Source organism: Gloeocapsopsis sp. IPPAS B-1203 (assembly GCF_002749975.1).
Lineage (GTDB): Bacteria > Cyanobacteriota > Cyanobacteriia > Cyanobacteriales > Chroococcidiopsidaceae > Gloeocapsopsis.
The window spans coordinates 532437-545491 of record NZ_PEIG01000001.1 but is presented as its reverse complement, the minus strand read 5'-3'; the positions used below and the strand labels follow the sequence as shown (position 1 = coordinate 545491).

Genomic DNA, 13055 nt, shown 5'->3' with positions numbered 1-13055 from the left:
CATGATATCTGAGTTTTTGACTAGAGGCACTACACCTAGCATTTCCACTGAACAAACCGGTGTAACTCAACAATTTTTGCGGTTGCACCTTATTCCTGACACAACAGCTCTGTTGGCAGTGAATCAGATCAGCGAAGTGCTGACTATCCCGATGACTCAAGTTGTACCGATTCCCCATATGCCAGCTTGGGTATTGGGTGTCTATAACTGGCGGGGTGATATTTTATGGATTATAGACTTAGGGCATTTGTTAGGACTAACTCCCCTATCTCAACATACAACAAACTCTTCTACTTATACTGCTGTTGTCATTCGCGATGCTCAGCAACATAGAGCTACTCTAGGACAAAATACTAGTGACAAAGTACTAGGGTTGTTAGTCAACCGTGTAGAAGACCTCGAATTGTGCAATCCAGACGTCATTCAATCACCGCCTGAATCTGCAGTTAAATCTGAATTAGTACCTTATTTACGTGGTTATTGGCTCAAGCGGACTGGTGAAATTTTCGTAGTTCTTGACAGCAACTCAATTATTGCTGGAATGACTCAAAACTTCAATTTTTAACGAGTGATATTTCATCTCAAATCAGCTTAAGTCATTTATATTTTGGTTCTCGCTAATTGTTACTTGCCTAGCGCAGTCAGCAATTAGCATTGGTGTGCTTGCAATGTTAGTAAGCCTCTAAGTCATACATAATATCAAGCCTTTGTTTGAAGGGTTTGATGTAAATAACTATATTTTTATTAGTTTTTACCTATGGTTCCTTCTTCTGAACCCAATACAAAGACCCCTAAAAGTGATGCGCCTCATCAATCCTCGCACACAGTTGCCATTCACAACCAGATACCCCAAACAGAATCGTTAAGCCATGACTTAGCTACTCAACAAAATCCATTAGACACAAGCGAATCGTCACAGCAAGTAGCAAGCAATACGTTGAATTTAGATCAGCCCGAAACTAAGCAGCGTAAGTCTAAGGGTATTAGCTTACGGTATAAAGCAACAGTACTTGCGATCGCACTGAGCACACTCCCTGTATTAGCAATTGGAGCAACAGCTTATCGCTTCACGCATCAAGCATTTGTCAAACAAGTTGTTCAAGGACAAGTAGAAAAAACCTCTCTGATTGCCAACAAAGCCAATGGCTTTATGTTTGAACGCTATGGAGACTTGCAAACACTATCAAATTCAGTAGTTTTTACAGACTCTCAATTGCGATCGCAAACAACTTTGCAACAAAGGCAAGAAGTTCTCGATTCTTTCATCAAGAATTATAAGTACTACGATAGTATTGCTGTTTTTGACCTCAATGGTAATGTACTATTTCAGTCTGAAGGAGCATCTCTGCCAAACCATCGAGATCAACTATATTTTCAGCTTGTTAAGAAAAACGTTAAATCGTACATTGATCTGCCAGCAAAATCACAGTCATCGGAAGATTTAGTGATTAATTTTGCTGCACCAATTCTCGATCGCGATACAGGTGAAATGATTGCGATTCTTCGTACACGTATGCCTGTTAAGCAACTCGAAAGTTTTCTGCTGACCGAAGGTGTCGAAGATGAGTATCATATCCTTGACGCATCTGGAGAAGTGTTTATCGCTAGTGGCGAAGAGCATCATCTTAGTGGAGAATTTTTCGAGCATTTTCCTGAACTGGCAAAACCCTTAATTACGAGAAAATCTGGCTCACAAATTGTGACTGATCTCGAAGATGACGAAGAAGAAATAGCTGCATATACTCCAACCCAAACGCTTGAAGGACTACCAGATTTATACTGGCAAATCGTGCTACTTAAAGATACATCCATAGCACTTGCTCCCCTAGAACGTTTAGAAGCAACCCTGATATTGGGAACAGGACTTACCGCACTTCTTGTCGGTTTACTAGCTGCATATCTAGCTAACCGTGCTACTAAACCAATTCTGACAGCAGCGGATACCGTAGAACAACTTGGACAAGGACAACTGAATAGTCGGATTCCTGTAAAAGGTAATGACGAACTTGCTACTCTTGGTAGTAATATCAACTCGATGGCAGCTAGATTGCAACAACTACTAGATAGCCAAGCTGCAGAAGCTGAACGGGTACGCCAGGTAAAAGATATTACAGTCAATTTGGTACAGTATACGCAAGTCCAAGATATCTTTGATGTTGCTGTTGGAGAAGTTCGTCAGGCTCTTAACGTAGATCGAGTCGTGGTTTATACGTTTAATGAACAATGGCAAGGTAAGGTTACAGCGGAATCAGTTTTAGAAGGTTTTCCGCAAGCTTTAGGTTTAGATATTGATGACCCATGCTTTGCCGATCAATATGTAGAACGTTATTGTCAAGGTCGGGTACAAGCTACAAATAACATTTATACGGCTGGACTCACTGAGTGTCATATAAATCAGCTTGAACAGTTTGACGTCAAAGCAAATTTAGTTGCTCCTGTTCTTCAAGATGGACAACTTTTGGGTTTATTAATAGCGCATCAGTGTTCTGTACCCAGAACTTGGCAGCAGTTTGAAATCGATTTGTTTGCTCAAGTAGCATCGCAGGTTGGCTTTGCTTTAGACCGTGCTAAGTTGCTAGAACAACAAAAAACTGCCAAAGAACAACTACAACAACGTGCTCTAGATCTACTGCAAGAAGTTGATCCAGTTAGTCGTGGCGATCTCACTATTCGCGCTAAGGTGACTGCTGATGAAATTGGTACAGTTGCTGATTCTTACAACTCCACAATTAATAGCTTACGGCAGATTGTAGGTACAGTACAAAATGCAGCAGCGCAGGTAGCTAATACAACATCAAATAACGAAACAGCTGTCGCAGAACTATCCACTGAAGCATTACGCCAAGCTGAAGAAATTGCCCGCGTGCTCGAAAAAATTCGTCAAATGTCACTTTCGATTCAAGCTGTTGCAACAAGTGCAGCACAAGCAGAAGTTGCCGTGCAACAAGCAAATGAAACAGTAGTCGCAGGCGATCGCGCCATGAACCGCACCGTTGATGGTATCGAAGCAATTCGGGAAACTGTAGTAGAAACATCAGCCAAAGTCAGACAGTTGGGTGAATCTTCACAAAAAATTTCCAAAGTGGTGAGTCTGATTAGTTCTTTTGCAGAGCAAACAAACTTACTGTCGCTCAATGCAGCAATTGAAGCTGCACGTGCTGGAGAAGAAGGACGAGGATTTGCAGTTGTTGCAGATGAAGTAGGTTCTCTTGCTCGACAATCAGCAGAAGCTACCGCAGAAATCGAAAAGCTTGTTGCAGAAATTCAAGCAGAAACTAATGCTGTAGTTGCCGCAATGGATGCCGGAACTGAACAAGTTGTGAATGGAACTCGTTTAGTTGACGAGACACGTCAAAGCTTGAACAAAATCACGATGGTGAGTGCTCAGATCAGCTCTTTAGTACAAGCAATTAGTGAAGCATCTGTGGTGCAATCACAAGCCTCTGATGAAGTTACTCAAACGATGAGTGATGTGGCGGCGATCGCCAATCGCACTTCTAATGACGCAACTCAAGTATCTGCCGCCTTTAAGCAACTACTAGCAGTGGCTGATGAAATGCGAACGAGTGTTGGTCAATTCAAAGTTAACTAGGTATGAGGGGCTAATGACTGGTTGTCTTTTCTATCTTAGTCATTCCCCAATTTCCGCTCTCTAATTCCTATATTTAGCAATAACTATGTTAGATCACCGCCCTAAAAAATTTGTAAATGATAGTATTGGCGAAACTTCGGCATCTAGCAATATCGAACCTGAATCGCTAGAAGCATCTGTAATCATTGTTAAACCAGCATCTACCATACCAAGTCAATCTCAGTCCCGATCTAAAAATCCATTTTCTTGGCTGCGTCGCGGCTGGGACAACTTAACTTTTAGAACCAAGCTGACTTTGCTTCTCGTAGGTAGCGCAGCTGTACCTGTTTTAGTTGTGACGCAAGGTTTAATTACTCTAAATAGAGATCGCGCTATAGAAGATCTAAAACACACTTTACAGCAGCAAGGACAAACTTTTGCAAATGAGTATGTACTGTGGACACAAGTAGACACTGAAACCCAAGCAGCAAATATCGCTAATATTATAGAAGCAACTGAAGTCGATCTCAATAATCCAGAACAAGTAGCAGCTCGTCGCGACTTTATAGAAAATTATTTAGTTATTAACGAAAATCTAGAAAATCCTGAGCTAACTAAAAACTTTAAAATTATTACAGATGCTCAAGGTAAAAGTGTCGCCCAAAATATTTTTGTTGTTGATGATGACTTTTCTAACCAGCCACTTTTACCTGTGCCAGATCAGGAAGTAACTCTGTCAAAACAGAAACGTTTATCTTTACCTACAGGAATTTCTCTTACTGATATTCCTATTGTTCAAAATGCTCTCAAAACAGGGCAACCTTTGTCTGGCTTGGAGTTAGTTGAAAATCAAGCTCTGCAGAAACTAGGCTTAGCACAACAAGCTGATATTGGTATACGGCAACAACCTAACCGAAATATGCCTGAGCCAAAAACTCCTTTTCCTGAAGGAACGTATGACATTGATGGTGGAAAAGCTGGCTTGATGAGCATGGCAGTTCATCCTATCAAAGTTAATAACAGAATAGTCGGTAGTGTTGTGATTGGGACTTTACTCAATCGTAACTACGGCTTAGTAGACAAGTTTACTCAGATTTATAACGTGCCTACAGCAACTGTATTTGCTAAAGATTGGCGAGTCGTTACTAATGTTCCTTATGTAGATAATAAAACGCGAGCTATTGGAACGCGAGTAGCACGTGAAGTCGCAGAAAAAGTCCTCAATGAAGGCAAAGAATTTGTTGGTGAAACAAGGATTGTTGGCAGGCAGTATCTCACGTTTTACACACCACTTTACGATCATCAGAAAATACTTAATCCCGAACAAGCCAAGCCTGTTGGAATTGCCTATGTTGGCGAATCTTTCTTAGACGCTGAAAACCACTTAGCAAATCAACAGTTTATTGCTTACAGTATCGGGGGCGGAATCTTACTATTTGTAGGTTTACTCTCAATTCCGATCGCGAATTCTTTTGCTCGCCCCATGCGGCGGTTATCAAGTTTTGCCCAACAGGTCGCATCGGGTGAAGAAGGACTTGTTTTAGATGTCGGTAGCGATCGCCAAGATGAAATTGGGGTACTTTCCCGCGAAATGAATATCATGGCGCAGAATATTGCAGCTAACTTAGAAGCCCGTCGCCAAGAAGCAGAACGAGCCAAGATTTTAAAAGATATTACTGTTCGCATCAGCCAAGCCCTGGGTACGCAAAATACGTTAGATACAGCAGTGCAAGAAATTCGTCTAGCACTCCAAGCAGATCGCGTGGTTGTATATAGCTTCAACGAAAAGTGGCAAGGTACTGTAACTTCTGAAGCTGTTATTGATAGTTTTCCGCAAGCTTTGGGAGCTAAAATTGACGATCCTTGCTTCGCTGAGCGCTATGTAGATAAATATCGTCGGGGGCGCGTTCAAGCAACTGAAAATATCTACGCAGCAGGCTTAACTGAGTGTCATATCAAACAACTTGAACAATTTACAGTCAAGGCAAACTTAGTAGCACCCATTATCACCAACGGCAAGTTAATTGCTTTACTGATTGCACATCAGTGTTCAGCACCGCGTGCTTGGCAACAAGTTGAGATTGATTTATTCTCTCAGTTGGCAACTCAAGTCGGATTTGCTTTAGATCGTGTCAGCCTTCTAGAACAGCAAAAAGCAGGAAAAGAACAACTACAGCGTAGAGCTTTAGAACTTTTAATGGAGGTTGATCCGCTGACGCAGGGGGATCTCACAATTCGCGCTAGCGTGACTGAGGATGAAATTGGGACAATCGCTGACTCATACAATGCAACAATCTCTAGCTTAAGACAAATTGTTACTCAAGTACAAGAAGCAGCCCAGCAAGTTGCTATAACGACGACGACTAAAGAAAGTTCGGTTGCTGAACTTTCTCAAGAAGCATCGCGCCAAGCTGCAGAAATTACTAGTGCTTTAGTACGAATTCAACAAATGGCAACCTCGATTCGCACTGTTGCTGCTAACGCTGAACAGGCAGAAACTGCGGTACAACAAGCAAGTCAAACTGTAGCAGAAGGCGATCAGGCAATGAACCGTACTGTTGACGGAATTTTGGCGATTCGAGAAACAGTTGCACAAACTTCAAAAAAAGTCAAGCGCTTAGGCGAATCCTCGCAAAAGATTTCTAAGGTCGTCAACTTGATTAGTACGTTTGCCGATCAAACAAACTTACTCGCACTTAATGCAGCGATTGAAGCTGCTAACGCAGGCGAACAAGGACGTGGTTTTGCAGTTGTAGCAGAACGAGTTCGCGCCCTAGCACGCCAATCAACTGAAGCTACCGCAGAAATTGAAAAACTAGTCACAGACATTCAAGTCGAAACAAATGAAGTTGTCGCCGCGATGGAAGCTGGTACAGAACAAGTCGTAGCAGGTACGCAGCTTGTCGATGAAACCCGTCAAAGCCTGAACAGAATTTCTGACGTTAGTAGCCAAATTAACGAACTTGTGAAAGCGATCGCTACAGTTGCTGTAGAGCAAAGCCAAGCTTCTGAAGAAGTCACACAAACAATGTCTGATGTAGCTGCGATCGCCAACAAAACCCTAACTGAAGCAACGCAGGTTGCTGAATCCTTCAAAGAACTCTTAGCCGTTGCCCAAAAACTCCAAGCTAACGCCAGCCAATTCAAGGTGAATTAATCAGAGATAGCCATGTTAGATTATCGCTTTAACGAATCTCCTCCAGAGCAGCAACCAGAATTAGCAACATCAGTACAGCTACCACAGATCAAGTCTGCTCGCCCTCAAGTAGCACGTACCTTTGGACTGCAATGGTTTTATGACCTACCCATTAGCCGTAAGCAGTTAATTATTGCGGCAACTTCACTCACATCAATTGTTAGTATTGTCGGTGTCGGGGCTTGGCTCAATATCAAGGGATTACAAACTCAATTAGTTTACCAAGCAGAATCTGAAGTAGCTGTTACAGAAATTAACTACAACATTAAAGTAAACCAAATGGGTTTTGGTTTTCGCGGACAAGCTGATAACGCTGCAATTATTGCTGCTACTCAAGCTCAAACCTTGACACCAAATCTTCAAAATCAAGTCAAGCAGATCTTGCAAAACGAAATTAAAGCTCGGAATATTGAGTATGCCACACTAGTAGGAAGAGATCTGCGAATCATTGTGAATGCTAATGCTGATCGCAGAGGAGAGATCTTTAACCCTAATAATTTAGTTCAAGAAGTTTTCAACGAGCCCAAGCAAATTAAAGCTAGTGCCGTTGTCAGTTGGGCTGAACTAACAAAAGAAGCTCCACCTTTACCCGCACAGTTCAACAACACAGACGCTTTGATCCGCTACACTGTGACACCAGTTAGAGAACCAGGCACAAATGCAGTTATCGGAGCTTTAGTGTCTGGAGACATTGTTAACAACAAGTTGCCCATTGTTCAAGGAACATTAAAAGCATTTCAAGATGGTTACAGTGCTGTTTATTTTCGCGAACCCACAGGAGAATTTGTTTTAGCAACCTCGTTAAATCAGGGAGCAGAGAAATCAGAAAATTTAGATAGCGCTCAATCTCAAGTAAATTTAGCAGATGCATCTTTACTAGCAGCAGCAGCAGATGCGCAAGGATCACCAGTTACACAACGCAAAAAAGTAGATGGAGTGTCATACACCTTAGCTGCTAAGGCATTACCTAATCTCTTTAAAGAAGAAGCCAGTGGTTCTGTTCCTGTTTCTACTGCCGATCCAGTAGCAATTTTAGTACGAGGGACTCCAGATACAGAGGTCAGTGGAGTCATTGCCGGAAGTTTATCAGCACAATTACTGCTCGGTTTACTAGCTATATCGGCTAACTTGGGTTTAGCACTCATGATTGCCCGAGCGCTTTCTCAGCCTGTTCGAGAACTACAGCAAACTGCCCAGCAATTTACAACAGGTGATTCCTCCGCACGAGCAAAAGTCTTTGCCACAGACGAGGTTGGTCAATTGGCTCAAAGTTTTAACCAAATGGCTGACAGTATTGAGACAAACTTAGCCAATCGTCGTCAAGAAGCCGAGCGAGCAAAATTCTTAAAAGATATTACCTTACGTTTGGGACAATACTCTCAAGTACAAGATATTTTCGACGCTGCTGTGAGTGAAGTTCGTCAGGTGTTGCAAAGCGATCGCGTAGTTGTCTATACTTTCAACGAGCAGTGGCAAGGTACTGTAATTGCAGAATCAGTAGCTGTAGGTTTTCCGCAAGCTTTGGGTGCAAATATTAACGATCCTTGTTTTGCAGACAAATATGTGGAACGCTATCGCCAAGGACGAGTACAAGCAACAGAAGATATTTATACAGCAGGTCTAACTGAATGCCACATTAAACAACTTGAGCAGTTTGCGGTAAAAGCTAACTTAGTTGCGCCCATTATTCAAGGTGGTCAACTTTTAGGTTTACTAATTGCACACCAGTGTTCTACACCACGGGCTTGGCAACAAGGTGAGATTGATTTGTTTGCTCAGTTAACAACGCAAGTTGGCTTTGCATTAGACCGTGCTAACCTGTTAAAACAGCAAACACAAGCCAAAGAAAAACTGCAGCAACGTGCGCTTGAACTGCTGATAGAAGTCGATCCTCTTAACAAGGGAGATCTGACAATTCGTGCAAATGTAACCGAAGATGAAATTGGTACGATCGCAGACTCTTACAATGCGACGATTTCTAGTCTCCGGCAAATTGTGAGCAAAGTGAAAACTGCAGCTCAACAAGTAGCTGTAACTACTAATTATAGTGAAGATTCGGTACAAGCTCTATCCCAAGAAGCCTTACGTCAGGCTGAAGAAATTAATAGTGCGTTAGAGCAACTTCAGAAAATGTCTCACTCAATTTCTGCTGTTGCTACCAGTGCAAAACAAGCTGAAGTTGCAGTTCAAAAAGCAAACGACACTGTTGCCGCAGGAGATGACGCAATGAACCGTACAGTTAATGGCATTGAGGCGATTCGTGAAACTGTATCAGCAACAGCTAAAAAAGTTAAGCAACTCGGAGAATCATCACAAAAGATTTCTAAAGTTGTCAACTTGATTGGTCGATTCGCCGCACAAACAAACCTGTTAGCACTGAAAGCTTCTATTGAGGCTGCGCGTGCGGGTGAAGAGGGGCGTGGATTTGCGGTTCTTGCAGATGAAGTCCGAGTCTTAGCCAGCCAATCTGCTCAAGCTACCGCAGAAATCGAAAAACTTGTCTTAGACATTCAAGCAGAAACTAATGCCGTAGTTGCTGCAATGGAAGCAGGAACAGAACAAGTTGCTGCTGGTACTGTTCTTGTTGATAATACACGCCAACGCCTCAATCAAATTACTGCAATTAGTGAAGAAATCAGTAACTTGGTGCAAGCAATCAGTGAAGCATCAGCAGTGCAATCGCAAGCTTCTGAGGCAGTTACGCAACGGATGAATGATGTTGCCGCGATCGCTAGTCAAACTTCAGATGAAGCGACTCAGGTATCAACTGCATTTAAGCAATTGATGAGCGTAGCTGATGAACTGCAAACGAGCGTTGGTCAATTCAAAGTTAACTAGGGGTGAGGGGTGAGTAACTAGTGGCTAGTGACGAGTGAGAGTGTGGGAGCGTAGGCGAGTAAGAGAGAACCCAACTACCCAACTACCCGCCTATTCTCTACCCCTCTGCTCCCCCTGAACCCTGAACGCTGATCTCTGACCTCTTACCTACTATTTTCATTTTTTTATATTTAAAGCTTTATAAATATGGCAATCGATTCTGATATCCGCGACCAAGCCTATCAGTTTTTTATCCAAGAAGCTCCTGAATTACTCCAAGTAATTGAAACAGATTTATTAACACTAAGAGAAGATCGCAGTACTGCTAAAATCCATAACATGATGCGTGCTGCGCACTCGCTTAAGGGTGGGGCTGCAAGTGTTGGACTAGACGTCATCAAAACTTTAGCGCATAGTCTCGAAGATATTTTTAAAGGTCTGCATAATCCAGAATTAGAAATTAATGTTGATGTCGAAAACTTGTTACTTCAAGCATACGACTGCCTTCGTCTCCCATTGATCGAGCAACTCAATACGGGAGAGTTTGATGCTGAAAAAGCAATGGTTAATGCTGAACCTGTATTTGCCCAAATTGAAGCGCAAATAGGAGAATACCTTAAAGGTTCAACAGAGATGCCTAGTTCGGTTGAATTAGGTGTGGATATTGCAGCATCAATTTTTGAAGTAGACGTGGCTCAAGGAATTGAGCGGCTTGCTCAAGTTTTAGCACGGTCACAGGATCAAGAAATTATAGAAGGAGAAGTACGCGCACAAGCAGAGGTTTTTGCTGGGATTGCAGAACTACTAAACTTGCCTGGATTTGGAGCGATCGCATCGACAACACTTGCTGCACTAGATGCCCATCCTAAAGCAGCAGTTCAAATTGCTCAAACGGCATTTGCTGATTTTCAAGCAGCACGTTTAGCAGTTCTCGCAGGCGATCGCACTCAAGGTGGTTCTCCTTCTCTAGCTTTAACCCAACTTATCAAGCAGTCTACGCAAGGTATTCTAGAGCCAACACCTACGCAATCCCTACAGCCATTATTGGACATTAGCACTGTTTCTACCGCAGGCTCAATGCTAGATGACTTGTTCAGTAGCGCTCCAGACCCTAACTTTGAGCTAGAACCAACAACACCTGCTACCAATCCTCTGGAGGTTGCAGCAGTTTCAGCGAGTTCACTCGATGATATTTTTGGTGGCTTTGGAGAAGGTAATAATCATCTCAATGCCAACTTAGCTGCGGATAGCACGCCAACAAGCACAGACTCACGATCTACAGAACAAGTCACTTCGCAGACTAACATTGCAGAAGTATTTGCACCCGCGATCGCTGACAATTCCACGGTTGCCAAATCTTCAGATACAGTAGTTCCTGAAGTAGTACCCGCAGCGTCCCAAAAAACAAAAATTGCGACAACGCCATCTGCACCACCAAAACAGGAAGTTACGACAAATTCCAGTCCTACGGCTCAGTTGTCTGTGCGAGTTGACTTAGATCGTTTAGAGCGAATGAACAACTTGGTTGGTGAGTTAGCAATTAACCGTAACAGTCTATCGCTACAAAACGAACAATTACAAGCAACGATTCAAGAACTATTGCGCCGCTTTACTAAGTTTCAAACAATGGCGCGGCAATTACGCGATTTATCTGACTTAATGGTCGTTGCACCTGAGCATTATGCACGCTTTGATTCAAGTCGTTCAGGGATATTACCTGCTCAAGGAGCACAGAAGCTGATTTCTTCCTCTGTTGCTTCCTCTACTCAACTTCCTTCGCTAGCATCTTTTGATTCATTAGAGATGGATAGCTACGGTGAAGTTTACTCATTGTTGCAAGCTACTCTCGAAGACATGGTGCAGCTCGAAGAAACAGTAGGTGATGTTGTTCTCCTTGCTGGACAGTCGAGTGAGACGATCGAAAGACAGCGCCAAATGCTAGCACACTTGCGGGATGACTTGATGTGGGCACGGATGTTGCCTTTAGGTGAGGTTCTCAACCGCTTTCCTCGGATGTTACGCGACTTATCGCGGTCTTATGATAAGCCGGTTGATTTAAAGCTAAGCGGTACAGGAGTGTTAGTTGATAAAGCAGTTTTAGAAAAGCTGTACGATCCTTTGTTGCACTTAGTACGTAACGCTTTCGATCATGGAATTGAAACTTCTGATGTCCGTTTAGAGCAAGGTAAACCTGCGCAGGGCAAAATTGAAATTCGGGCTTACCATCAGGGTAATCAAACGATTATTGAAGTAAGAGATGATGGCAGAGGACTCAACTTAGAACGAATTCGTGCTAAAGCTGCAGAAATGGGTTTGTTGTCTCCAGAGCAAGTTAATACAGCTTCTACTGCACGCTTGTTAGATTTGATTTTTGAGCCAGGGTTTTCTACCGCCAAGCAAGTGAGTGAGTTATCAGGTAGAGGTGTCGGACTCGATGTTGTCCGCGCTCAATTGCGATCGCTTAAAGGTAACGTTACTGTAACTTCTGAACCTGGGCAGGGTAGCGTATTTAGTTTACGGATTCCTCTAACACTAACAATCGCGAAGTTGCTAGTTTGTTTTGCGGGCACAAATGCTTATGCTTTGCCTTCGGACAGTATTGCGGAAATTTTGGTTCCAGAAGCCAATCAAGTTAAACACTCTAGTGGTTATCGCTTTTTACACTGGCAAGATCGGATTGTGCCGATATATCGTCTATCTGAAGTTATTAGATACAGCTGTCCGTTGCCTGAGACAGTTCCTAATCTTAACTTGGAAGCAGTTCCAACTCCAGAAGATTGGGCTTCTCCTATGTTGTTGCTGGAGCAAGAAAATAATATTGTTGCTGTCGAAGTTGACCGTTTAGTGACTGAGCAGGAATTAGTCATTAAACCCTTTGGTAAAGCGATCGCACCACCAAACTATATTTACGGTTGTACAATTTTGGGTAATGGCAGTCTGATTCCAGTGATTGATGGCGCAGAAATGCTGGCATCTTTTACAGGAAGTCAAATCAACACTACGCCCACTGAATTACCATCTGATTCATCTATAGTGACCACTAGTGATAATTCTCCAACAATTGTTAAAAGAGATAATACTCTAACAGTTTTAGTTGTTGATGACTCAATTACTCTCCGCCAAACATTAGCTCTCACATTACAAAAAGCGGGCTATCGAGTTTTGCAAGCACGCGATGGACGTGAGGCAATAGAGCAATTGCAACAGTCAGTCATTCAACTCGTTGTCTGTGATGTAGAAATGCCGAATATGAACGGCTTTGAGTTTCTCAGCCATCGTCGCCAAGATCCGCAAATGAGCAAGATTCCAGTCGTAATGCTGACATCACGTAGTAGTGATAAACATCGACAGTTAGCCAAGCATTTAGGCGCGACTAATTACTTTACTAAACCTTATATCGAGCAAGAATTTGTTGCATCAATTAGAGACACTATTGATGCCTACCGCTTAGCAAGTGTTTAGCAATCAGTT

General features: G+C 42.7%; 5 protein-coding genes. All 5 read left to right on the top strand.

Annotated features, from left to right (window positions below):
• Position 1 precedes the first annotated feature (1 nt).
• The 5 genes from CSQ79_RS02415 to CSQ79_RS02395 all read left to right on the top strand — a co-directional run bounded on the left by CSQ79_RS02415 (position 2) and on the right by CSQ79_RS02395 (position 13046).
• A complete protein-coding gene (locus CSQ79_RS02415; protein WP_099699590.1) occupies positions 2-565 on the top strand; it encodes a chemotaxis protein CheW in 564 nt (187 codons plus the stop codon).
• Positions 566-757: 192 nt separating this feature from the next.
• A complete protein-coding gene (locus CSQ79_RS02410) occupies positions 758-3592 on the top strand; it encodes a methyl-accepting chemotaxis protein (protein ID WP_099699589.1) in 2835 nt (944 codons plus the stop codon).
• Positions 3593-3677: 85 nt separating this feature from the next.
• The gene (locus CSQ79_RS02405) at positions 3678-6728 is read left to right on the top strand and encodes a methyl-accepting chemotaxis protein (protein ID WP_099699588.1); all 3051 of its coding nucleotides are present in this window, start codon (positions 3678-3680) and stop codon (positions 6726-6728) included.
• Between the two features lie 12 nt (positions 6729-6740).
• Entirely contained in the window at positions 6741-9605 is a 2865-nt protein-coding gene (locus CSQ79_RS02400) for a methyl-accepting chemotaxis protein (protein WP_289500340.1), read from the top strand.
• Positions 9606-9791: 186 nt separating this feature from the next.
• A complete protein-coding gene (locus CSQ79_RS02395; protein WP_099699587.1) occupies positions 9792-13046 on the top strand; it encodes a hybrid sensor histidine kinase/response regulator in 3255 nt (1084 codons plus the stop codon).
• Positions 13047-13055: the final 9 nt, after the last annotated feature.

What these genes read in the sequence shown, in the direction of transcription:
- CSQ79_RS02415 (WP_099699590.1), top strand. Translation starts at nt 2, where the DNA reads ATGATATCTGAGTTTTTGACTAGAGGCACTACACCTAGCATTTCCACT.
- CSQ79_RS02410 (WP_099699589.1), top strand. Translation starts at nt 758, where the DNA reads ATGGTTCCTTCTTCTGAACCCAATACAAAGACCCCTAAAAGTGATGCG.
- CSQ79_RS02405 (WP_099699588.1), top strand. Translation starts at nt 3,678, where the DNA reads ATGTTAGATCACCGCCCTAAAAAATTTGTAAATGATAGTATTGGCGAA.
- CSQ79_RS02400 (WP_289500340.1), top strand. Translation starts at nt 6,741, where the DNA reads ATGTTAGATTATCGCTTTAACGAATCTCCTCCAGAGCAGCAACCAGAA.
- CSQ79_RS02395 (WP_099699587.1), top strand. Translation starts at nt 9,792, where the DNA reads ATGGCAATCGATTCTGATATCCGCGACCAAGCCTATCAGTTTTTTATC.